Below are 22,629 nucleotides of genomic sequence, written 5' to 3'. Positions count from 1 at the left end.
ACCTAGAGGATGCCGAGGTTGCGCTGCAGCTCGTAGGGCGTCACCTGAAGCCGGTAGTCCTGCCATTCGGCCCGCTTGTTGCGCAGGAAGTGCTCGTAGACCTGTTCGCCCAGGATCTGCGGCATCAGCTCCGAGTCCTCCATGGAACGGATGGCATCGTGCAGGCTGGCCGGGAGCGGGTCATGGCCCATGGCGCGGCGTTCCGCGGAGCTCAGTGACCAGACATCGTCCTCTGCCGCGGCCGGAAGGTCGTAGCCCTCTTCGATGCCCTTCAGGCCCGCGCCGAGCAGCACGGCGTAGGCAAGGTACGGGTTCGCGGCGGAGTCGATGCCGCGGTACTCGATCCGGGCGGACTGGCCCTTGCCGGGCTTGTACAGGGGCACGCGGACCAGCGCTGAGCGGTTGTTGTGGCCCCAGCTGAGGTAGCTGGGTGCCTCGCCGCCGCCCCACAGGCGCTTGTAGGAGTTGACGAACTGGTTGGTGACGGCCGTGAATTCCGGGGCGTGCTTGAGGATGCCGGCGATGAACTGCCGGGCGGTCTTGGACAGCTGGAACTCTGCCCCTGCTTCGAAGAACGCGTTGCTGTCGCCCTCGAACAGGGAGAAGTGCGTGTGCATGCCGGACCCGGGGTGGTCGGTGAACGGCTTGGGCATGAACGTGGCGTAGGTGCCCTGCTGCAGCGCCACTTCCTTGATAACGGTGCGGAACGTCATGATGTTGTCCGCCGTCTGCAGGGCGTCCGCGTAGCGGAGATCGATCTCGTTCTGGCCCGGGCCTGCCTCGTGGTGGCTGAATTCCACGGAAATGCCGACCGATTCCAGCATGGTCACGGCGGTGCGCCGGAAATCCTGGGCCACGCCGCCGGGGACATGGTCAAAGTAGCCGCCCTCGTCCACCGGAACAGGAGCACCGTTCGGACCCGGCTCGTGCGACTTAAGCAGGTAGAACTCGATCTCGGGGTGGGTGTAGCAGGTGAAGCCCATGTCCGCGGCCTTGGCAAGGGTCCGCTTGAGCACGTTGCGCGGATCGGCAGCGGAGGGCTCGCCGTCGGGGGTCAGGATGTCGCAGAACATCCTGGACGTCTGCTCCGTCTCGCCGCGCCACGGCAGGATCTGGAAGGTGGCGGGATCCGGCTGGGCCAGCATGTCGGATTCGAAAACGCGGGCCAGGCCTTCGATGGAGGAACCGTCGAACCCCAGGCCTTCCTCAAATGCGCCCTCAACCTCCGCCGGTGCCAGCGCCACGGACTTCAGCGAACCCACGACGTCGGTGAACCACAGGCGCACGAAACGTACGTCGCGCTCTTCGATTGTGCGCAGGACAAACTCTTGCTGGCGGTCCATGATGGCCTCTTCTCCGGTCAACGTCTTGCTCCGGGGTCCGCGCAAAGGGGAAAGCCGGCAGCAGTTCATCATCACTGTACTAATCATTCGGCGCCGATGCTTGAGCCTGCGCCGTGCGTAACACAGCATTAACCTGGCGGTCCCCAAAACATGCCCCCAGGCGCGGTTTCCAGCGATACCTGGCAGCCCGCTCCGGCCCGAAGCTATGGCGCTTATCACCTTTTTGCCGGGATACCCGCGGTAGCTAGGACGGCCGGTACCGCACTACGCTCATCCCATGGCCTCCAACAGCTCCGACTCCAGCGCGTCCGCAGAAGCACCCGCCCCGTACGGCAACGGCCCCGGCGTGCCGGTTCCTGCCGAACGGAAGCCCGCCAAGGTCCGCATCCACCACCTGCAGCAGGCCAAGCGTGACGGCAGCAAATTCGCCATGCTCACGGCGTACGAGCAGTACACGGCCGAGATTTTCGATGCTGCCGGCATCGAGGTGCTCCTGGTCGGCGACTCGGCGTCCAACAACGTCTTTGGCAATGAGACCAGCCTCCCGGTGACCGTTGACGAACTGCTCCCCCTCTGCCGGGCGGTGGCCAGGTCCGCCAAGCGTGCCCTGGTGGTGGCTGACCTTCCGTTCGGCAGCTACGAGGTCAGTGCGGAGCAGGCCGTCGCCGCCGGAGTCAGGTTCCTGAAGGAAGGGCTGGCCCACGCGGTAAAGATCGAGGGCGGGAAGTACTACGCCCCCACGGTCCGCGCGATGGTGCAGGCAGGCATCCCGGTGATGGCCCACATCGGCTTCACGCCCCAGAGCGAACACGCCCTGGGCGGCTACCGCGTGCAGGGCCGCGGCGACGACGCCCAACGGCTGATCGAGGACGCCCGAGCCCTTGAAGAGGCCGGGGCGTTTTGCGTGCTGATGGAAATGGTGCCGGCGGAGACTGCTGCGGCGGTTGACGCCGCCGTGGCCGTCCCCACGGTGGGCATCGGGGCGGGGAACGCCACCACGGGCCAGGTCCTTGTCTGGCAGGACATGGCCGGGCTTCGCGGTGGCCGGATGGCAAAATTCGTCAAGCAGTACGCGGACTTGCGCAGCACACTGCACGACGCCGCCACCGCCTACGGGGACGACGTCCGGTCCGGCACGTTCCCCGGCCCGGAACACTCGTTCTAGGCAGGAAGCAGCCCGTCAGTCGTCGTCGCCTTTTTCCCAGGCCTCGTTGCGCGCCCGGACCTTCTCGATGGCATGCTCCGCTTCTTCGCGGGTCTTGTAGGGCCCAATGAGCTGGCTCCAGTCCGACAGTCGGTCCTCTTCCACTTCGTGGGTGTTGATGTTGAACCAGTACTCAGTCATCGTTGCTCCTCGTTCCGGCGACAGGAAAACCAGGGTGATCCACGTAACACAAACACTTACGCGCGCCCTCCCCAGCTTGTCGGTTGTTAGGCGTTCTGTGGTGCCTTATATGATCAATCTATGCCTTCCCTTGCCTCGACTGCACCCATTGGCACCCTCACCCCGGGTACCCTGAGTCCGCAGCGTCCCGTCCCGGCGTCCATCCCCCGTCCGGAATACGTCGGCAAGCCGGCACCCGCAAAATTCACCGGCTCCGAAGTCAAGTCTGCGGAGACCATTGAGAAGATCCGGATTGCCGGGAAAATCGCGGCGCAGGCCATCGTGGAAGTGGGCAAGCACATCCAGCCGGGTGTCACCACCGACGAACTGGACAAAGTGGGCCACGAATTCCTGCTGGACCACAACGCCTACCCGTCCACGCTCGGTTACCGCGGATTCCCCAAGTCGCTGTGCTCCTCCTTGAACGAGGTCATCTGCCACGGCATCCCGGACAGCACCGTGGTCCAGGACGGCGACATCCTGAACATCGACATCACGGCCTACCTCAACGGCGTCCACGGAGACACCAACTACACGTTCCTGGTGGGGGACGTGGACGAGGAATCCCGGCTCCTGGTGGAGCGTACGCAGGAGTCGCTGAACCGGGCCATCAAGGCTGTGGCGCCGGGGCGTGAAATCAACGTCATCGGCAGGGCCATCCAGTCCTATGCCAAGCGCTTTGGCTACGGCGTGGTCCGCGACTTCACCGGCCATGGCGTCGGAGAGGCCTTCCACACCGGGCTCATCATCCCGCACTACGATGCCGCCCCTGCCTACAACACCGTGATCGAAACGGGAATGGTGTTCACCATCGAACCGATGCTCACGCTGGGCACCGTGGAGTGGGACATGTGGAGCGATGACTGGACCGTGGTCACACGGGACCGGAAGCGCACCGCCCAATTCGAGCACACCCTGCTGGTCACCGAGACCGGCGCCGAAATCCTTACCCTGCCGTAGCCCGGCCCATGCCCCCTGGGCATGCTGCCGGTGCAGACCGGACACCTGTTACGGGCCGCCCCCAAAGCTGCCCCTTTTCCTGCCCGCCCCTGTCAAGAACGGAATCCCATTGGCCAAGAAGGACGAGAAGTCGCACAAGAACGCACCGCTGATCGGCATCGACATCGGTGGTACGGGCATCAAGGGCGGCATTGTCGACCTGAAAAAGGGCAAGCTCCTCGGAGAACGCTTCCGGGTGCCCACCCCGCAGCCCGCCACCCCTGAGGCCGTAGCCGAGGCCGTGGCCCTGGTGGTGGCCGAACTCTCGGCACGCCCCGAGGCTCCGGAAGCCGGCTCCCCCGTGGGCGTGACCTTTCCCGGCATCATCCAGCACGGCGTGGTCCACTCCGCAGCCAATGTGGACAAGAGCTGGCTGGACACGGACATCGACGCCCTCCTCACGGCCCGGCTCGGCCGGCCGGTGGAAGTCATCAATGATGCGGACGCCGCAGGCCTGGCAGAAGCACGTTTCGGTGCCGGCGCGGGTGTCTCCGGCACGGTCCTGGTGATCACCCTGGGCACCGGCATCGGGTCGGCCTTCATCTTCGACGGAAAGCTGGTCCCCAACGCAGAGCTGGGGCACCTTGAAATTGACGGCCACGACGCCGAATCCAAGGCGTCCGCTGTTGCCCGCGAACGGGACGGGCTGTCCTGGGACGAGTACAGCGTTCTCCTGCAGCGCTACTTCTCGCACGTGGAGTTCCTGTTCTCGCCGGAACTGTTCATCGTGGGGGGCGGGATTTCAAAGCGCGCCGACGAGTACCTTCCCAACCTCAGGCTCCGCACCCCGATTGTCCCGGCGGTGCTCCGCAACGAGGCAGGCATTGTGGGTGCGGCGCTGGAAATCGCGCTCCAGCACAACCTGGCCAAGTAGGGAGTGGTGCCGGTGGCGGCTGCGGCTTCCCCTCCGCTGCCGCCACCGGAGTTTTAGAGGGGGCTCTTCTCGGAGCTCTTGGCTGCGCCCTTGGCGCCTTCCCCGGCCTCGTGGCGGAGCAGGGCAATGGCAGTCTCGAAGTCCTCGAGGGACTCAAAGGCCTGGTACACGCTGGCGAAGCGAAGGTACGCTACCTCGTCGAGTTTCTGCAGCGGCCCGAGGATCACCAGGCCAACCTCGTGCGCATCGATTTCAGCGGCGCCCGATGCACGGATTTGCTCTTCGACTTCCTGGGCCAGCATGGCGAGGTCATCCTCGCTCACGGGGCGCCCCTGGCACGCCTTGCGCACGCCGTTGATCACCTTGCTGCGGCTGAAGGGCTCGCCCACGCCGGACCGCTTGATCACGGACAGGCTGGTGGTTTCCACCGTGGTGAACCGGCGGCCGCATTCAGGGCATTGCCGGCGCCTTCGGATGGCCGAGCCGTCGTCAGCCATCCGGCTGTCCACCACGCGGGAATCAGGGTTGCGGCAGAACGGGCAGTACATGGCGTTCCCCCTTTTCGCTTGTGGTGTGCAACGGCGTTGGACGCCACCGGCACCGCCGGGGGGCGATGCCGTGGCGTACCCAGTTTACGGGCAGATGTGGGGTAATAACAATCCTGTAATTACTACATGTAGTGGTATCACCGATCGCCCGGGAACCGGGCCGTCACCGCGTCCCCGTGGGCCGGAAGATCCTCGGCCCGGGACAGGCTCACGATGTGCCCGCTGACCTCGGCCAGGGCTTCCCGGCTGTAGTTGACCACCTGGATGGCGCGCAGGAAAGTGGTCACGTTCAGCCCGGAGGAAAAAGCTGCCGTACCGCTGGTGGGCAGCACGTGGTTGGAGCCGGCGCAGTAGTCGCCAAGGCTGACGGGGCTGTAGTCGCCCACGAAGATCGCGCCCGCGTTCCGGATGCGTGCGGCCACGGCGGCAGCGTCCCGGGTCATGATTTCCAGGTGCTCCGCTGCGTAGGCGTCACAGGCAGCGATTCCCTGCTCGAGGCCGTCCACCAGCACGACGCCGGACTGGGGACCGGACAGCGCCTCCTGCACCCTGGCCGAGTGCTTGGTGGCGGCGGCCTGCAGTGCCAGTTCAGCGCGCACGGCGGCGGCCAGGTCCTCGGAATCGGTAATGAGGACCGAGGCTGCTTTCGGATCGTGCTCCGCCTGGCTGAGCAGGTCGGCGGCAACCAGCGCGGGCTGGGCGGAGTCGTCCGCCAGGATAGCGATCTCGGTGGTTCCGGCCTCGGAATCAATGCCGACGACGCCCTTGACCAGGCGTTTGGCCGTGGCCACGAAGATGTTGCCGGGGCCGGTGACCACGTCCACGGGCTCCAGGGCCGGGCCTGCCTCCGTTGCTTCGACGCCGTAGGCGAAGGCGGCAATGGCCTGGGCCCCGCCGATGGCGTAGACCTCAGTGATGCCCAGCAGCGCCGCTGCCGCCAGGATGGTGGGGTGCGGCAGGCCGCCGAACTCCTTCTGGGGCGGCGAGGCCAGGGCGATGGACTCCACGCCCGCCGCCAGTGCGGGTACGACGTTCATGATTACCGATGACGGGTACACGGCAAGGCCGCCGGGAACGTACAGCCCCACGCGGGCCACCGGAACCCAGTTCTGGCTGACCACTGCGCCGTCGCCCAGTTCGACGTCGACATTGCGGGGGCGCTGGCCGTCCGCGAACTTCCGTGCCCGGCTGATGGATTCCTCCAGGGCAGCCCGGACGGCGGGATCCAGCTGGTCCAGCGCTGCGGCGATTGCCTCCCCGGGGACCAGCGGGTGCTCCTGCGCCACGCCGTCGAACCGTTCGGCCAGCTCGGCCAGCGCCGCGAAGCCGCGCTCCCGGACGGCGGAAATGATCTGCAGGACCTTTTCCTCGGCGTCCGCCACGGTCTGTCCCTTGGCGCGGGGCACCGCGGCGCGCAGTGCCGGGAGACTGAGGTGGCGGCCCCGAAGGTCAATGGTGCGGAAGTCGACGGCGGCTGTCACGGGGGCGGGAAACTCCGGGGATGTGGTCACCGCTCTATTTTACGGGGCTGTGCATGCCCGCTGTTTCCGCGCCGGCGGGATCAGTCTTTCTGCCCGTGGCGCCCACCAGTTCCAGGATGAAGACCGACACGGCCGTGGCGGCGGGCCAGAGCAGCAGGACCGGCCACGCCCGCAGGGAGAAGGCGATGCTGGCGTTTGCCGACGTGTCGACGGCCGGACCCCACAGCCGTCCCGCGAGGACACCTGTCCCCCATGCCACGGCGCTGCCTGCGAACGCCCCGGCCAGGCCGGTGAGCAGTGCCGCCTGCGGGTCCGGGCGCTTGCCGTCCGCCAGGAATACGGCCAGCAGGCAGCCGGCGAGCACCAGGATGCCTGCGAGCGTGAGATCGCGCGGCAGCCAGACCAGGGGCACGTTGCCGGCCCCCAGGGCTGGGTCGCGGGTGATCAGGTTTAATCCGCCCGGTGCAAGTACCCACCAGAGGATTCCCGCCGGAATGCCCGCGGCCGCCGGGACCAGCAGCAGGGACCATGGCAGCAGCCGCCTGGCGGGGCGGGCGAAGTTCGTCATGCAACACACCTTAACAAAGGTTCCTGCAAGGCCATCCGCGGCGGTGCTGCCCGCGCCTGTTTTCCCGCCGTGACCGTGGGCCAATACGCTTGGGGAAAGAGTTACGCCACTTAGTTCAGGAGTTCCGGTGACCGACAACAGCGAGCCGTTCGAGCAGACGTTCAAGGAGATGTTCCGCCGCCATGCCGCGGGCGTCGCCATCATCACCGTGAACTACCAGGATGAGCCCTACGGCTTCACGGCAACCTCCGTGGCGTCCCTGTCAGCGAAACCGCCGCGCTTCACGTTCAACATGGCGCGCAGCTCCAGGTCCTGGCCCGCGGTGGCCAACACCCAGTACCTGGGGGTGCACATGCTGGGCCTGGAGAACCAGGAGCTGGCGGCCCGCTTTGCCCGCCCCGGCAACCGCTTCGAAGGCAACCACTGGGAAATCGGTCCGCACGGGGTGCCCATCCTCAAGGATGTTGCCGGCTGGCTGATCGGCGAGATCCAGATGCGGCTCTCCTTCGAGAACAACGCCGTGGTGGTTGTCCAGGTGGTGGACGGCCAGGTGGGCGGCGAAGGATCGCCGTTGCTGTACCACGGCGGCGCCTACGGGCAGCCGGTGCCGCTGGATTACGAGATCTGACGCCCACGGACCGGCGCGGCACAAAACAGGCGGCCGACGGCGGGAGGTGATTCCCGCCGTCGGCCGCCTGTTTGTCAAGCGTCGAGGCAGGCCGGGCCCAGCAGGACCTTCAGGTCGCCGAACAGCGACGGGCTGGGGTTCACCCGCAGGTGGACGGGCAGGCCCATGATTTCGGTCCGGGTGTCGCCCTGCAGGTGCAGCCGCACCTCCGAGTTGCCCCGGTGGGTGCGCAGGACGTCGCCGAGTTCCGTGACCACGGCCTCGGTGGCCTTGTGGGTGGGCATGGTGATGACCAGGGGCCCGTTCAGCCCTTCGCTCAGGTCCGGAACGGACAGCTCCATGCAGTTCAGCGTGATGGCGCCGTCGTCGCGCTTCTGCAGCCGGCCCTTGACCACCACGATCAGGTCCTCGGCCAGCACGGAGGCGATCGGCCCATATACCTGCCCGAAGAACATGACCTCGATCGAGCCGCCCAGGTCCTCCACCTCGGCCCGGGCATAGGCATTGCCGCTGGCTTTCGCGATGCGGCGGCTCAGTGACGTGATCATGCCGGCGATGGTGATGATCGCTCCGTCCTGTGGCCCGTCCTCGCCGATGATGGAGGTAATGCTCATCTCTGCATGCTGGGCCAGGAGGCCCTCCAGGCCCTGCAGCGGATGGTCCGAGACGTACAGGCCCAGCATGTCCCGTTCGAAGGAGAGCTTGTCCTTCTTTTCCCACTCGGGCAGGTCCGGGATCTCGATGCTCAGGGAGGACGATTCCGCCCCGGCGTCTTCGAAGCCGGCGAAGAGGTCGAACTGGCCGATGGCCTCGTTGCGCTTGAGGGTGATGACGGAGTCGATGGCCTCTTCATGGATCATCGCCAGGGCGCGGCGGTGGTGGCCCAGCGAGTCGAAGGCGCCGGATTTGATCAGGGACTCGATGGTCCGCTTGTTGCAGACCACGGCCGGGACCTTCATCAGGTAGTCCTTGAAGGAGGTGAACGCGCCCTCGCTTTCGCGGGCTGCCACCATGGCTTCCACGGCGTTGACGCCCACGTTGCGGATGGCGCCCATGCCGAAGCGGATGTCGTTGCCCACCGGGGTGAAGTTCAGGGCGGACTCATTGACGTCCGGCGGAAGCACGGTGATGCCCATGCGCCGGCACTCGTTGAGGTAGATGGCCGACTTGTCCTTGTCATCGCCCACCGATGTCAGCAGCGCCGCCATGTACTCCGGCGCATAATGGGCCTTGAGGTACGCGGTCCAGTAGGAGATCACGCCATAGGCGGCCGAGTGGGCTTTGTTGAAGGCGTAGTCGGAGAAGGGCAGCAGGATGTCCCAGAGGGTCTTGACGGCCTCCATGGAGTAGCCGTTGTCCTGCATGCCCTGGGAGAAGCCGGCAAACTGCTTGTCCAGCTCGGATTTCTTCTTCTTGCCCATCGCGCGGCGGAGGATGTCGGCCTGTCCCAGCGAGTAGCCGGCGAGCTTCTGCGCCACGGCCATGACCTGCTCCTGGTACACGATCAGGCCATAGGTCCCGCCGAGGATCTCCTTGAGGGGCTCCTCCAGCTCCGGGTGGATGGGGATGACCTCCTGGATCCCGTTTTTGCGCAGGGCATAGTCGGTGTGGGCGTTGGCGCCCATGGGGCCCGGACGGTAGAGCGCCAGAACGGCGGAGATGTCTTCGAAGTTGTCAGGCTTCATGAGCTTGAGCAGCGACCGCATGGGACCGCCGTCGAGCTGGAACACGCCCAGGGTGTCGCCGCGGGCCAGGAGCTCGTAGGACGGGGCATCGTCCAGCTCAAGGTTTTCCAGGTCCAGGTCGATGCCGCGGTTCATCTTGATGTTCTCGAGGGCATCGGAAATGATCGTCAGGTTCCGCAGGCCCAGGAAGTCCATCTTGATCAGGCCAAGGCCCTCGGACGTCGGGTAGTCGAACTGGGTGATCACCTGGCCGTCCTGGAAGCGGCGCATGATGGGGATGACGTCGATGATGGGGTCCGAGGACATGATGACGCCGGCGGCGTGCACGCCCCACTGGCGCTTCAGGCCTTCGATGCCCAGGGCCGTTTCGAAGACCTTGGCGGCTTCGGGATCGGTGGCGATCAGCTGCCGGAAGTCCCCTGCCTCGCTGTAGCGCTTGGACTCCGGATTCTGGATGTCCGCCAGGGGAATGTCCTTGGCCATCACGGCCGGCGGCAGGGCCTTGGTCAGCGTCTCGCCCATGCTGAACGGGTAGCCCAGGACGCGGGAGGAGTCCTTGAGTGCCTGCTTGGTCTTGATGGTGCCGTAGGTGACGATCATCGCGACGCGCTCGTCACCGTACTTGCGGGTGACGTAGTCGATGACCTCGGAGCGGCGCCGGTCATCGAAGTCGACGTCGAAGTCGGGCATGGAGACGCGGTCCGGGTTGAGGAACCGTTCGAAGATCAGCCCGTGACGCAGGGGGTCGAGGTCGGTGATGCGCATGGCGTAGGCCACCATGGAGCCTGCACCCGAACCACGCCCGGGGCCCACCCGGATGCCGTTGTTCTTGGCCCAGTTGATGAAGTCGGCAACCACCAGGAAGTAGCCGGGGAAACCCATGGAGGTGATGACGCCGAGCTCGTAGTCGGCCTGCTTGCGGACCTCGTCCGGGATGCCGCCGGGATAGCGGTACTGCAGGCCCTTGTCCACTTCCTTGACCAGCCAGGAGGTCTCGTCCTCGCCGGGCGGGCAGGGGAACCGCGGCATGAAGTTGGCGTCGGTGTTGAAGGACACTTCACAGCGTTCGGCGATGAGCAGGGTGTTGTCGCACGCCTCCGGGTGGTCGCGGAAGAGCTCCCGCATTTCCTGCGGGGACTTCAGGTAGTAACCGCTGCCGGAGAACGCGAACCGGGAGCCGCCGTTGTCATAGGTGGGTTCCAGCAGCGTGGAGCCGGACTGGATGGCCAGCAGGGCCTCGTGCGCCTTGGCGTCGTGCTCGTGCGTGTAGTGGAGGTCGTTGGTGGCCACCAGCGGCAGGTTCAGGTCCTTGGCCAGCCTCAGCAGGTCGCCGGTGACCCGCCGCTCGATGTCCAGCCCGTGGTCCATCAGTTCGCAGAAATAGTTCTCCGCACCGAAGATGTCCCGGAACTCGGCTGCGGCCTCGAGTGCTTCGCGGTACTGGCCGAGCCGGAGCCGGGTCTGGACCTCGCCGGAGGGGCAGCCCGTGGTGGCGATGAGTCCCTCTGAGTACGTGTTGAGCAGTTCCCGGTCCAGCCGGGGCCACTTGCCGAAGACAGAGTCAAGGGAGGCGATGGAGGAGGCCCGGAAGAGGTTCCGCATGCCCACGTTGTTGTAGCTCAGGAGGGTCATGTGGGTGTAGGACCCACCGCCGGAGACGTCGTCCTTGCGCTGGGATTCATCGCCCCAGCGCACGCGTTCCTTGTCCGTCCGGGCAGTACCGGGCGTCACATACGCTTCGACACCGATGATCGGCTTGATGCCCTTGTCCGTGGCTTTGCGCCAGAAGTCGAACGCTCCGAACAAGTAGCCGTGGTCCGTGGTGGCGAGGGCCGGCATGCCCAGGCGCTCGGTCTCATCGAACAGCTCCCCCAGGCGGGCAGCTCCATCCAGCATGGAATATTCGGTGTGGGTGTGCAGGTGGACAAACGAATCATTGCTGGAACTCACCGCACTATTCTAAGCGCTGCCCCCGGACAGTCCTGCCAGGCCGGCCGTGTCAGGCCTGGCCCGACTCCAGCACTTCCAGGGCGTAGGAAAGGTCCTGCGGGTACTCGCTGGTGACCGTCACGCGCTCCCCCGTCACAGGGTGGTCAAAGGCCAGTTGGCGGGCGTGCAGCCACTGCCGCGTGAGCCCCAGGGTGGCGGCCAGGCGGGGATCGGCGCCGTAGGTGAGGTCACCTGCGCAGGGGTGGCGGAGCGCGGAGAAATGCACCCGGATCTGGTGCGTGCGGCCGGTCTCAAGGTGGACTTCCACCAGGCTGGCCTTGCCGAACGCCTCCAACACCTCGTAGTGGGTTACGGAGGGCCGCCCGTCCTCGATGACGGCGAAACGCCAGTCGTGCCCGGGGTGGCGGCCGATGGGGGCATCGATGGTTCCCGTCAGGGGGTCCGGAAGGCCCTGCACCACCGCGTGGTAGACCTTGTCCACCGTGCGCTCCTTGAAGGCGCGCTTAAGGGCGGTGTAGGCGCGCTCGGATTTGGCCACCACCATCACGCCGGAGGTACCGACGTCGAGCCGATGGACGATGCCTGCCCGTTCGGGGGCGCCTGAAGTGGAGATCCGGTAGCCGGCAGCGGCAAGGCCGCCCACCACAGTGGGCCCCACCCAGCCCGGTGAGGGATGGGCGGCCACGCCGACGGGTTTGTCGACGACGACGAAATCATCGTCGTCGAGCAGGATGTTCAGGCCTTCCACAACTTCCTCCACGACTTCAAGCGGGTCCCGCCGTTCCGGGACGGTGACCTCGAGGGTGTCCCCGGCCACAAGTTTTGCCGACTTGCCCAGGGCCTTGCCCCGGTTGAGGACGTGGCCGTCCGCGAGAAGGGATGCGGCGACGGAACGGGACACCCCCAGGAGGCCAGCCAGGCCGGCGTCCGCCCGCGCCCCGGCGTATTCTTCGGCGACGACAATGCGGTCAGTCATGGCCCGGCTTGTCCTTGTGTGCGCTCCCCAGCCGTGTACCGTCCAGGGCGATCCCGCGGATGGTCAGGATGCAGATGATGGCGACGGCGGACACCACCGCGGAGTCCGCGATGTTGAAAATGGCGAAATTGGGAAACTGGATGAAGTCCACCACGTGTCCCATGCCGAAGGACGGTTCACGGAAGAGCCGGTCCGTGAGGTTCCCCAGCGCCCCGCCGAGCAGCAGGCCCAGGGCAAGGGACCACCAGGCGGAGCCCAGCCGGCGGATTTGGAAAAGGATGGCGACGGCCACGCCGGCCATGATGATGGAAAACACCCAAGTGACGTTCTCGCCGATGGAGAACGCGGCGCCGGAGTTCCGGATGAAGTACCAGTGGAGCAGGGGCGGCAGCACCGGGATCCGTTCGCCTTCCACCATGGTGGAGGTGACCCACAGCTTGGTCAGCTGGTCCAGGACGTAGGCGAAGACCGCGAACCCCGCGAAAAGGGACAGCAGCACCGCCCGGCGGGGGCGCGGCGAGGATGGGACAGGGCGTGCCGCGTCGGCGGCAAGTTCGTCAGTCATGGTGCTTTCAATTCGTGGAACTGGGTGTCAATGCCAAAAGCCGGTGGCCGAGGAATCCTCAGCCACCGGCTTTCAGAATACGTGCTGCCAGGCTTAGTTGGCTTCGCTGACTTCCGGCGTCGCGACGGAGCCGCGGGCATCCAGGTCGCGGAGCTGGCCCTCGATGTAGGCCTTCAGGCGTGAGCGGTAGTCGCGTTCGAAGCCGCGGAGCTGCTCTACCTTGCGTTCCAGGACGGAGCGCTGCTGCTCCAGGGCGCCGAGGATCTTGCGGGACTTTTCCTGGGCATCGTTGACGAGGCTGCTGGCTTCGATCTGCGCCTCGGCGATGATCTTGTCCTTCTGGGCCTGGCCGTCGGCGACGTGGCGGTCGTGCATCTGCTGTGCCATGGCCAGCAGGCCAGCAGCGGACTCGGCGGAAGCAGTAGCGGCGGGAGCCTGTGCAACGGGAGCGGCGGCGGCCGGAGCGGCCGGCTGGACGTCCTTCTTCTTGCTGGCTTCGGCAGCCTTCGCGTCGGCTTCTGCCTTCTCGCGGGCTTCGTCCTTGTCGGCCTTGACCGGCGCGGGGACCTTTTCCACCACGGGGGCGGCAGCGGAGCTTGCCGGAACGCTGGAACCTGCTTCGGCGAGCTTCTTGCGGAGCTCGTCGTTTTCCTGGTTCAGGCGGCGGAGTTCAACGACGATTTCGTCCAGGAAGTCGTCAACCTCGTCCTGGTCATAGCCCTCGCGGAACTTGGTGGGCTGAAAGCGCTTGTTGACAACGTCTTCTGGCGTCAAAGCCATCTGGTCACCTCACTGGTCTGGTTAGTCAGTAGGCCTTCCGGCCGTCAAAACTAAGGTACCTAAATTTGGTCTGCTTACTCTAATTCAACACTGCGGTGTCAAACGGGAGGTTTCTTCGCTTTACAGTAGCCGTTCCGGGAAGGAACACACTGCATTGCGGGGTCCGGCGGGGAAAAATCAGGCCAGTCCCCTGGTGACGCTCATCGCGATACTGACGCCGATGAACAGGATCAGGAAGCCCAGGTCCAGGGAGACGCCGCCGAGGCGGAGTGGCGGAATCAGCCGCCGCAGCCCCTTTAATGGGGGGTCCGTGATGGAGTAGACGGCGTGTGCCACCACCAGGGCCGCACCCCGCGGCCGCCATTCCCGCGCAAACATCTGTACCCAGTCGAAGACCAGGCGGATGATGAGGGCCACAAAGAACAGCAGCAGGGCGAGATAGAGAAGTCCGAAAACAATTCCCATGACTTATTTCATATCTCCATATTCGTGCGGCCCGTCCATTGTGGCGGCCGCTGCCGTACTGCTGTTGTCTTGTCTATTTCAGCACAGATGCCAGGCAGGTGTCCCTGCCTGGCATCTCCGCGCAGCCGATGGCGCTTAGCTCTGGTTGAAGAAGCTGGCCTGCGTGTCGCTGGCCTTCTTGTCGTCACCGATCACTTCGACGTAGGACGGTGAGAGCAGGAACACCTTGTTGGTGACCCGTTCAATGCTTCCCCGCAGGCCAAAGACGAGCCCTGCCGAGAAGTCCACCAGGCGCTTGGCATCGGCCTCGCCCATGTCCGTGACGTTCATGATCACCGGGATGCCGTCCCGGAAGCTCTCGCCGATGAGCTTGGCATCGTTGTAGGAGCGGGGGTGGATGGTGGTGATCTGGCGCAGACCGGTGTTCTCTTCGCGGCTCGAGGCCGCACGCTTAATGGGGGTCACAGGGGCGCGGTATTCCTCTTCAGGGGCGTAGGACGCCTCGCGGCTGACTTCGCGGACCGGCGCCGGAGCACGGCGTTCCTCGCGGTCAACTTCCATCGGTTCGTCCTCATCCTTATGTGTGGTCTGTTGCTCGGACTCGTAATGCTCATCGCCGTCGGCGAGCCCAAGATAGATCATTGTCTTGCGCAGAGCGCCGGCCATGGTCGACTCCTAATCGTGTCCCGTAAGCGGGCCGCCCAATGATTTGACAGCACTGGAGTCCCCCGCCCATCACTTCCAATAGGTCCGACGCTACCCCACGGCAGGACGGGAACCGAGAATATCGGAACCGATTCGCAGGTGTGTCGCCCCGAACCTGATGGCGGCCTCCAGGTCCTGGCTCATGCCTGCGGAGATACCGGAGGCAGCTGGGTACGCTGCCACCAGCCGGGCGGAAACCCCGGCGAGCTTTTCGAACGCCGGTTCAGGCGGTGCTCCCAGCGGCGCAACTGCCATGACACCGGCCAGGTTCAGGCTGTCAGCCGCGGAGATCCGCTCTGCCAGGAGGGGCACGTCGGCGGGGGCTGCCCCGCCGCGGTGCGTGCCGTCGTCGCCGTCGTGTTCTCTTTCCTCAAGGCTGACCTGGATGAAGCAGTCCAGCGGGGACCGGCCGTTGGAGTCCATCTCGTTCCGCACAGCCTTTGCCAGCGCATCCACAAGCTGCGGCCGGTCCACCGAGTGGACGGCGGCCGCGTAGCGCGCCACGGATTTGGCCTTCTTTGTCTGCAGCTGGCCAACAAAGTGCCAGTTCAGGTCCAGATCGGCGAGTTCCAGCGCCTTGGCGGCAGCCTCCTGGTCCCGGTTCTCGCCGACGTCAGTGATCCCGAGGGCGGCCAGGCGCCGGATGTCCTCTGCCGGGTGGAACTTGGTGACCACGATCAGCGAGGGCGGACGGTCACTGCGGCCGGCGGCGCCGGCCGCAGCGGCGATCCGCTTTCGCACCACGGCGAGCCTTTCGGCGAGTTCCGCGCTGCGGGGATCATTCCCCTGCCCGTTGGCCGGCCGCTCAGCCATGGCACCAGACCAGGCCGGCGAAGCGGCCCGTGTTCCGGTCACGGCGGTACGAATAGAGCGTTTCCGTCTCCAGAGTGCACGCGCCGGCGTACTCCACCCCGACGCCGGAAGCCGCAAGCTGGGCGCGTGCGCCGGCGGGCAGGTCCAGCGCCGGCGTTCCCCAGGTGGTGGTGCTCCGCGTTTCCGGAACCAGGGCCGACACCTCGTCGCGCAGGGCTGCGGGGACCTCGTAGCAGGCCCCGCAGATCGATGGGCCCAGCCAGGCACGGATCCCGGACGCGCCAAGGGACTTCATGCTGTCCACGGCGGACGGGAGGACACCGCTTGCGATGCCGGGGCGCCCGGCATGCACGGCGGCAAGGACGGGCCCGTGTGCGGACTCCCCCGCCAGCAGCACCGGAATGCAGTCCGCCACCATGACCGCCAGGGGCAGACCACGGGACACCATGGCATCGGCCTCAGGGGCAGGTGACCCGGCCTCCATGATCGCCACGGTGTTGCCGTGGACCTGGTTCATGAAGCGCAGCGAGCCGGGCGCCGCGGCGATGGACTCTTCCAGGCGCGACCGGCGCTCCTGGACCGCGGCGGGATCGTCCCCCACGTGCAGGGCGAGGTTTCCCGCCCCCGCATCGGTGAATGCGGCCGACACCCCGGGGAGGATGTCGGCGCGCCAATGGAACAAGCCGCTGCCTACTTCAGGAAGTCGGGAACATCCAGGTCATCCGGGTGGGTGCCGGTCATGTCCGGCTCCACCACGGACGGCAGGTCGACGTCGAAGCCGGAGTCCGCCGGAACGGCCTGCGGGCGCTGCTGACCCCAGTTGCTGAGTCCCGCAGCGCCGACGCCTGCGTGGATCGGCTGGACGTTCTGCTGGTGATTCCCGTTCCCCTGGTGGCTTCCGCTTTGCGGGTGCGCCGAAGCCGGAGCAGCAGCAGGGGCGGCCGGCCGCTGGGGCGCGGCCTGCGGCTGGGACTGGTCCATGGAGGGCGAGGTGGCCTTGACGTCGTCAAAGCCTGCGGCAATCACGGTGACGCGTGCTTCATCACCAAGGGCGTCGTCGATGACGGCACCGAAAATGATGTTCGCCTCGGGGTGGGCCACTTCCTGGACCAGGCGGGCGGCCTCGTTGATTTCAAACAGGCCCAGGTCGGAGCCACCCTGGATGGACAGCAGCACGCCGTGGGCGCCGTCGATTGATGCTTCCAGCAGCGGCGAGGCGATGGCCAGTTCGGCCGCCTTGACGGCGCGGTCTTCACCGCGGGCCGAGCCAATGCCCATGAGGGCCGAGCCGGCACCCTGCATAACTGACTTGACGTCCGCGAAGTCGAGGTTGATCAGGCCGGGGGTGGTGATGAGGTCGGTGATGCCCTGAACACCGGACAGCAGGACCTGGTCGGCGGAGCGGAACGCGTCAAGGACGGACACGTTGCGGTCGCTGATGGACAGCAGGCGGTCGTTGGGGATCACGATGAGGGTATCCACCTCGTCGCGCAGGGCGTCGATGCCTGCCTCGGCCGAACCGGCGCGGCGGCGGCCTTCGAAGGTGAAGGGACGGGTGACCACGCCAATGGTCAGGGCGCCGAGCGAACGTGCGATCCGGGCGACGACGGGTGCGCCGCCGGTGCCCGTGCCGCCGCCCTCACCGGCGGTGACGAAGACCATGTCGGCGCCACGGAGGACTTCCTCGATCTCGTCCGCGTGGTCCTCGGCGGCCTGCTTGCCTACCTCGGGGTTGGCGCCTGCACCGAGGCCACGGGTCAGCTCGCGCCCGACGTCGAGCTTCACGTCGGCGTCGCTCATGAGCAGGGCCTGGGCGTCGGTGTTGATGGCGATGAATTCAACACCCCTGAGGCCGACCTCGATCATGCGGTTGACTGCGTTCACGCCACCGCCGCCGATGCCGACGACTTTGATGACGGCCAAGTAATTCTGCGGAGCTGCCACGTTACGTGTCCCTTGTTCGTGTCTTATTGCGAAAACTGATGGTGAGCTTGAAACCCTCAACCCTAACCCTCCGGTTGAAGGTTAGAGTTATGTCAAGTAACTCTTGTCTGTGACGGTATTTCCTCTGGTTCCGACATTCAATAACCGGGTCCGCGTGTCGGATTAATACCGGGGAAAGAAAGCGCTCAGCGCGTCACGGGGTGCCGGGGCACACTGACATCGTAGACCCTGACCGGGTTCTTGGGGTCGGCCGGAGCCTTGAGGAGGGCGGCCAGGACCTTGGCCTTGAGTTCCTTCTCCGAGGCGTTGCCCCACACGATGGTCTGGCCGTCGACGAGCTTGAGTTCCACGGCATCCACGGACTGTGCGGACGCGTTGGAGAGCTTCGCCAGGACGTCGGCCGGCAGGGCACCCAGCACTGCGGCAGTGGCGCGGAACAGGTCCTGCCCGATCGCACCGGCACCGCCGTCGATGACCGGCAGTGATGCCGTCGCCGGATCGTCGGTGGTGGCCAGCTGCACGCCGTCGACGTCCACCAGCTGGTACTGCTCCCCCTGCTTGACGAGCGCCACAGGCACCCGCTCATGCACGGCAACGGCGAGGGTGGACGGCGGCCGTGCCTCGACGGACACGGATTTGACCTGGACCAGGGAGCCGAGGAGCCCGCGTACGTCGTCGTCGCTGATCTGGGGCAGCGGCTTGCCGCGGAGTGGCTCCAGCACCGTCTGCACCTGGGCGGGCGTGACGAAGTGGGTGCCCGTAACCGAGATGGTCTGCAGGGCCAGGACCGGCGAATAGATGGCGGCTGCCAGCAGCCCCACCACCAGCGCAAGCACTGTTCCGGCAGCTGCCAGGACTTTCTTCCTGCGGCGCCGGCCTTTGGGCTCGGGGAACGCCAGCACCGTTGCCCCGGAAGGTTTCTCCGCCTTCGCCGCCTTGAGCGCCGGCGCCTGGTCCGGGATGCTGCGGGATGCTGTGATTACATCGCCACCCGTGGAGGCGCCCGGCGTCCCGGATGATCGGGGCTCTTTCTCCGCGCTGTCCGCGGGCGCTGCGCCGGGGCGGCCATTCCGCCGGGGCGGGGCGTAGGTGGGACGGCGGGAGCTAGGCACGCAGCGCCTCCACAATCCGCGGGCCGTAGGCCGTGACATCACCGGCGCCGACGGTGAGGACGACGTCCCCGTCCGCGGCGGCCTTTGCCAGGGTTTCGACGGCGTCCGCCCCGCCTGCCAGCCTTCCGCCCGCTGTGAGGTGGTCGGCAATGAGCTGGCTGGTGACGCCCGGAATGGGATCCTCCCTGGCGGGATAGATGTCCAGGACCAGGGCGGTATCGGCAAGGTTGAGGGCGTCTGCGAACTGGGCCGCAAACTCCCGGGTGCGGGAAAACAGGTGCGGCTGGAACAGGACGTGGACCATGTGGCCGCCTGCCACCGAACGCGCGGCGGTGAGGGCGGCACGGACCTCCGTGGGGTGGTGGGCGTAGTCATCAAAGACCCGGACGCCCCGTACCGACCCTTTCAGTTCGAAACGTCGCGAGGCGCCGGCGAAGTGGGCCAGGCCGGCGGCGGCAGCCGCCGGGTCCACTCCGAGTTCAAGGGCGACAGCGAAGGCGGCGGCCGCGTTCAGTGCGTTGTGGCGTCCGGGGACCTGCAGTGACAGCCCGTACCTGGCGCCGTGTGCCGACACCGCGACGTGGCCCGGGCCGTCGTCGTGCAGCCGGACGTCCGCAACCTCGCTGGTGCCGTACAGGACCACCCGGGTGTTGCCCCTGGCCCTGGTGCGGTCCGCCAGCGCCAGCGCCCCGGCGTCGTCCGCGCAGGCCACCAGGAGGCCGTCCACCGGCAGCAGCGCCGTGAAGCGGTCGAAGGACTCGTACACGGCTTCGGGCGTGCCGTAGTAGTCAAGGTGGTCGGGCTCCACGTTGGTGACGACGGCGATGCGGGGCCGGTAGTTCAGGAAGGACCCGTCAGATTCGTCGGCCTCGGCCACGAAAATGCCGGACGTGCCGTGCGCGGCGTTGACGCCAAGCGCGGGGATGTTGGCGCCGACCGCAAACGACGGGTCCAGGCCCGCTGCCTGCAGCAGCACGGTGACCATGGACGTGGTGGTCGACTTGCCGTGCGTTCCGGCCACCGTGACCACGGTGTCACCACCCATGGTGGCTGCCAGCGCCTGGGACCGGTGCAGGACGGGCAGGCCCGCCTTGCGGGCTGCCGCCAGTTCGGGATTGTCTTCACGGATTGCCGAGCCGGCCACCACGGTCTGCGCGTCCGCCAGGTTGCCGGCGGCGTAACCGACGGCGATGCGCGCACCGGCCGCGGCGAGGTCCGCCATCACGGGCAGGTCCTTGGCGTCGGAGCCGCTGACCGGGACGCCGCGCGCCACCATGATGCGGGCCACGGCGGACATTCCTACTCCCCCAATGCCGATGAAGTGCACCTTGCCAAGGGATTCCAGGCTGGGGGTGTTGTGGGCGTTCATGCAGATACCGCTTCCAGGACAAGACCAGCCATGCGCTGGTCGGCGTTTCGGATGCCGAGCCGGTAGGACTTCGCTTCCATGGCGGCAAGCCGTGCTTTATCGGTGATCAGCGGAACCAGTTCGTGCGCAACCCATTCCGGGGTGAAGTCGCGGTCGGCCACCAGTACTGCGCCACCTGCGGCAACCAGCCCCGCTGCGTTCAGTGCCTGCTCCCCGTTGCCGATGGGCAGGGGCACCAGGACCGCCGGAACTCCGACGGCAGCGACTTCACAGACCGTGGCAGCCCCGGACCGGGCCACCAGGAGGTCGGCCGCGGCGTAGGCACGTTCCATGCCGTCGACGTACTCCACCTGCCGGTAACCCTTCGCGGCAAGGGGCTGTCCGGTCTGGTCCAGGACGGTTTTTCCGCGGCCGGTGACGTGGAGGGTCTGGATACCGGCCTCCGCAAGAAGGGCCACGGAGGCTGCGATGGTCCGGTTGATGCTCTGTGCGCCGGAGGACCCGCCGGTGACGATCAGGGTGGGCCGGTGGGGATCCAGTCCAAGGGCCTCGCGGGCGGCGGTGCGGGCAGTCTTCCGGTCCAGGCCGGAAATCTCCTTGCGCATGGGCATGCCGACGTGCACCGCATTGCGCAGCGGGGTGCCCTCGAAAGCCACGGCAACCCGGCCTTTGAGGAAGGCCCCCACCCGGTTGGCCAGTCCCGGCCGGGCGTTCGCCTCATGGATCACCAGGGGTATGCCGCGCTTCCGCGCCGCCAGGTACATGGGCGTGCAGACGTATCCGCCTACGCCCACCAGCACGTCGGCCTGCGCCCGGTCCAGGATGGCGCCGGCCTGCCGGACGGCACCGGCGAGCCGGGCCGGCAGGCGAAGCAGGTCCGCGGATGGCCTGCGGGGAAACGGCACCCGGTCGATCGTCGCCAGCTGGACGCCGGCGGCGGGAACCAGCCGGGTTTCCATTCCCGACGGCGTTCCGACCGCCAGGATTGAAGCATCGGGGGCTTCGCTGCGCAGGGCCGCCGCGATGGCGAGCAACGGGCTGATATGGCCGGCTGTTCCGCCACCGGCCAGGACGATGGAAGGTTGTGTCGGAGTCATCTGGGGTTAGGCACGCTTTCTGGAATTCTTTGGTTGGTTCTTGTCCCGCCCCGGCCGGAGCTTGAACTTCAGCATCCGCTTGGGGCGAATGGCAGGAGCCATCTGCTCCCGGGCCAGGGAGAGGACCACCCCCACCGCACACAGCGACATCAGCAGGGCCGAACCGCCGTAGGAGATGAACGGCAGCGGAACACCGATGACGGGCATGAGGCCGGTGACCACGGACATGTTCACGGTGGCCTGGCCCAGCAGCCAGACCATGATCGTGCCGGCGAGGACCCGGTGGAACATGTCCTCCTGTGCCACCACCACGCGGTAAATGGCCGCGCCGAGGATGGCGAAGAGGACCAGGACGACGACGGTGCCCACCAGGCCGAGTTCCTCCCCGATGATGGCGAAGATGAAGTCGTTGTGGGCTTCGGGAATCCAGCTGTACTTTTGCCGGCTCTGCCCCAGGCCCACGCCCAGCCAGCCTCCGGATGCCAGGCCATACATGCCGTTGGTGGCCTGGTAGTTGGCGTCAATCCCGTCCGCGCAGGACTGGCCGGTCCACCAGGAGGTGATGCGGCACATGCGGTTTGAACTGGTGACGGCCATGACTGCGGTGCCGGCGGCGGCGATGATGCCCGCGATGCCGAACAGGTAGAGCGGAACGCCGGCGAAGAACAGGGCCGCCGCCATGATCATCATGATGATCATGGCGGTCCCCAGGTCGTTGCCCACCAGGATCAGGACGATGACGATGGCTGCCATGGGTATGGCGGGTACCAGCACGTGCTGCCACTTGCCCAGCAGCTTGCCCTTCCGGGCCAGCACGGTGGCCAGCCAGAGGGCAAGGGCCAGTTTGGCTGCCTCGGAAGGCTGGAACGTGATGCCGCCAAGGTCGATCCAGTTCCGGTTGCCGTTGATCTCGGTGCCCACCACTTGGACCAGGCCCAGGAGCAGGACGGCCACCCCCACGGCGGGCCATGCGAGGCGCTTCAGCCAGACAACGTTGATGCGTGAGAGCACGAACATGGTGAAGATGCCGATCGCGGCGAAGACCCCCTGCTTGAGCGCGTCGCCGTAAGGGGACTTGCCGGCGGCGATTGATTCAACGCTTGAGGCCGAGAGGACCATCATGATGCCGATGGCGGTCAGGGCCAGGGTGGCACCAAGGATGAGGTAGTAGGTGGAGCCGTTCCGGGACTTGCCCGTGCCCTCCAGCGCGGACCAGAACCGGCGGTACACGGTGCGCAGTTTTGCCCCGGCTGCGGCGGGCCGCCGGATGGCGGTTGAGCCGGGACGGGGTTTGCCACCCGTCGGCTTAACACCCTGCTGCCGGGTGCGCGTGCTGACCATTG

Annotated in this window: 22 protein-coding genes; 4 read left to right on the top strand and 18 right to left on the bottom strand. The window is 66.6% G+C overall.

What is annotated here, in order from left to right; all coding sequences use genetic code 11:
* Positions 1 to 2: 2 nt before the first annotated feature.
* On the bottom strand, positions 3 to 1,343 hold the full coding sequence (gene glnA / locus VIK36_RS08480; protein ID WP_141160830.1) for a type I glutamate--ammonia ligase: 1,341 nt from the start codon (positions 1,341 to 1,343) through the stop codon (positions 3 to 5).
* 277 nt (positions 1,344 to 1,620) lie between these two features.
* Between glnA and panB the strand changes: the two genes are divergently transcribed.
* Positions 1,621 to 2,508 (top strand): 3-methyl-2-oxobutanoate hydroxymethyltransferase, encoded by an 888-nt coding sequence (panB, locus tag VIK36_RS08475; RefSeq protein WP_324644775.1) that lies wholly within the window; start codon positions 1,621 to 1,623, stop codon positions 2,506 to 2,508.
* Positions 2,509 to 2,523: 15 nt separating this feature from the next.
* On the opposite strand, the gene VIK36_RS08470 is transcribed toward panB, so the two are convergent.
* Positions 2,524 to 2,688, bottom strand: coding sequence for an SPOR domain-containing protein (locus VIK36_RS08470; RefSeq protein WP_255175160.1), 165 nt, complete (start codon positions 2,686 to 2,688; stop codon positions 2,524 to 2,526).
* Between the two features lie 120 nt (positions 2,689 to 2,808).
* Here VIK36_RS08470 and map point away from each other — a divergent pair, with 120 nt between their 5' ends.
* Together map and ppgK are read left to right on the top strand one after the other, a co-directional pair.
* Positions 2,809 to 3,687 carry a type I methionyl aminopeptidase gene (gene map, locus VIK36_RS08465; RefSeq protein WP_324644774.1) on the top strand — a complete coding sequence of 293 codons (879 nt, stop codon included), beginning with the start codon at positions 2,809 to 2,811 and terminating at the stop codon, positions 3,685 to 3,687.
* A 109-nt stretch (positions 3,688 to 3,796) separates the two neighbouring features.
* Complete coding sequence (gene ppgK, locus VIK36_RS08460; RefSeq protein ID WP_255175158.1) at positions 3,797 to 4,600, top strand: polyphosphate--glucose phosphotransferase; 804 nt, start codon at positions 3,797 to 3,799, stop codon at positions 4,598 to 4,600.
* Positions 4,601 to 4,653: 53 nt separating this feature from the next.
* On the opposite strand, the gene nrdR is transcribed toward ppgK, so the two are convergent.
* From nrdR to VIK36_RS08445, 3 genes are all read right to left on the bottom strand, one after another.
* Complete coding sequence (nrdR, locus tag VIK36_RS08455; protein ID WP_224025681.1) at positions 4,654 to 5,148, bottom strand: transcriptional regulator NrdR; 495 nt, start codon at positions 5,146 to 5,148, stop codon at positions 4,654 to 4,656.
* A gap of 137 nt (positions 5,149 to 5,285) precedes the next feature.
* Entirely contained in the window at positions 5,286 to 6,659 is a 1,374-nt protein-coding gene (gene hisD / locus VIK36_RS08450) for a histidinol dehydrogenase (RefSeq protein ID WP_324644773.1), read from the bottom strand.
* A gap of 4 nt (positions 6,660 to 6,663) precedes the next feature.
* Positions 6,664 to 7,197 carry a hypothetical protein gene (locus tag VIK36_RS08445; protein WP_324644772.1) on the bottom strand — a complete coding sequence of 178 codons (534 nt, stop codon included), beginning with the start codon at positions 7,195 to 7,197 and terminating at the stop codon, positions 6,664 to 6,666.
* Between the two features lie 127 nt (positions 7,198 to 7,324).
* On the opposite strand from VIK36_RS08445, the gene VIK36_RS08440 reads away from it, so the two are divergent.
* Entirely contained in the window at positions 7,325 to 7,825 is a 501-nt protein-coding gene (locus VIK36_RS08440) for a flavin reductase family protein (RefSeq protein WP_255175155.1), read from the top strand.
* Positions 7,826 to 7,899: 74 nt separating this feature from the next.
* Here the strand turns inward: VIK36_RS08440 and dnaE are convergent, their stop codons facing one another.
* The 13 genes from dnaE to ftsW form a co-directional block, all read right to left on the bottom strand.
* Positions 7,900 to 11,460 (bottom strand): DNA polymerase III subunit alpha, encoded by a 3,561-nt coding sequence (gene dnaE / locus VIK36_RS08435; protein ID WP_324644771.1) that lies wholly within the window; start codon positions 11,458 to 11,460, stop codon positions 7,900 to 7,902.
* Between the two features lie 49 nt (positions 11,461 to 11,509).
* Complete coding sequence (locus VIK36_RS08430; protein WP_324644770.1) at positions 11,510 to 12,436, bottom strand: RluA family pseudouridine synthase; 927 nt, start codon at positions 12,434 to 12,436, stop codon at positions 11,510 to 11,512.
* Complete coding sequence (gene lspA / locus VIK36_RS08425) at positions 12,429 to 13,001, bottom strand: signal peptidase II (RefSeq protein ID WP_324644769.1); 573 nt, start codon at positions 12,999 to 13,001, stop codon at positions 12,429 to 12,431. The genes VIK36_RS08430 and lspA overlap by 8 nt, the downstream gene beginning before the upstream one ends.
* Before the next feature lie 93 nt (positions 13,002 to 13,094).
* Complete coding sequence (locus VIK36_RS08420; RefSeq protein ID WP_255175152.1) at positions 13,095 to 13,781, bottom strand: DivIVA domain-containing protein; 687 nt, start codon at positions 13,779 to 13,781, stop codon at positions 13,095 to 13,097.
* 177 nt (positions 13,782 to 13,958) lie between these two features.
* Positions 13,959 to 14,246, bottom strand: coding sequence for a YggT family protein (locus tag VIK36_RS08415; RefSeq protein WP_043453045.1), 288 nt, complete (start codon positions 14,244 to 14,246; stop codon positions 13,959 to 13,961).
* Positions 14,247 to 14,381: 135 nt separating this feature from the next.
* Positions 14,382 to 14,912 carry a cell division protein SepF gene (locus VIK36_RS08410; RefSeq protein WP_175318304.1) on the bottom strand — a complete coding sequence of 177 codons (531 nt, stop codon included), beginning with the start codon at positions 14,910 to 14,912 and terminating at the stop codon, positions 14,382 to 14,384.
* Positions 14,913 to 15,002: 90 nt separating this feature from the next.
* Positions 15,003 to 15,764, bottom strand: coding sequence for a YggS family pyridoxal phosphate-dependent enzyme (locus VIK36_RS08405; RefSeq protein ID WP_324644768.1), 762 nt, complete (start codon positions 15,762 to 15,764; stop codon positions 15,003 to 15,005).
* A complete protein-coding gene (locus VIK36_RS08400; protein ID WP_324644767.1) occupies positions 15,757 to 16,446 on the bottom strand; it encodes a polyphenol oxidase family protein in 690 nt (229 codons plus the stop codon). The genes VIK36_RS08405 and VIK36_RS08400 overlap by 8 nt, the downstream gene beginning before the upstream one ends.
* A gap of 8 nt (positions 16,447 to 16,454) precedes the next feature.
* A complete protein-coding gene (ftsZ, locus tag VIK36_RS08395; RefSeq protein ID WP_324644766.1) occupies positions 16,455 to 17,708 on the bottom strand; it encodes a cell division protein FtsZ in 1,254 nt (417 codons plus the stop codon).
* A gap of 185 nt (positions 17,709 to 17,893) precedes the next feature.
* Positions 17,894 to 18,820, bottom strand: a complete 927-nt coding sequence (locus VIK36_RS08390; RefSeq protein ID WP_255175147.1) for a cell division protein FtsQ/DivIB — start codon at positions 18,818 to 18,820, stop codon at positions 17,894 to 17,896.
* Positions 18,813 to 20,189 (bottom strand): UDP-N-acetylmuramate--L-alanine ligase, encoded by a 1,377-nt coding sequence (gene murC / locus VIK36_RS08385; RefSeq protein WP_324644765.1) that lies wholly within the window; start codon positions 20,187 to 20,189, stop codon positions 18,813 to 18,815. The genes VIK36_RS08390 and murC overlap by 8 nt, the downstream gene beginning before the upstream one ends.
* Positions 20,186 to 21,286, bottom strand: a complete 1,101-nt coding sequence (murG, locus tag VIK36_RS08380; protein WP_324644764.1) for an undecaprenyldiphospho-muramoylpentapeptide beta-N-acetylglucosaminyltransferase — start codon at positions 21,284 to 21,286, stop codon at positions 20,186 to 20,188. The genes murC and murG overlap by 4 nt, the downstream gene beginning before the upstream one ends.
* A gap of 6 nt (positions 21,287 to 21,292) precedes the next feature.
* Positions 21,293 to 22,627 carry a putative lipid II flippase FtsW gene (gene ftsW, locus VIK36_RS08375; RefSeq protein WP_324644763.1) on the bottom strand — a complete coding sequence of 445 codons (1,335 nt, stop codon included), beginning with the start codon at positions 22,625 to 22,627 and terminating at the stop codon, positions 21,293 to 21,295.
* Between the last annotated feature and the right edge of the window lie 2 nt (positions 22,628 to 22,629).

Origin of the sequence: Pseudarthrobacter sp. LT1 (genome assembly GCF_035621795.1) — a bacterium.
Taxonomy (GTDB): Bacteria; Actinomycetota; Actinomycetes; order Actinomycetales; family Micrococcaceae; genus Arthrobacter.
This window is presented reverse-complemented; position numbering and strand designations above follow the sequence as displayed.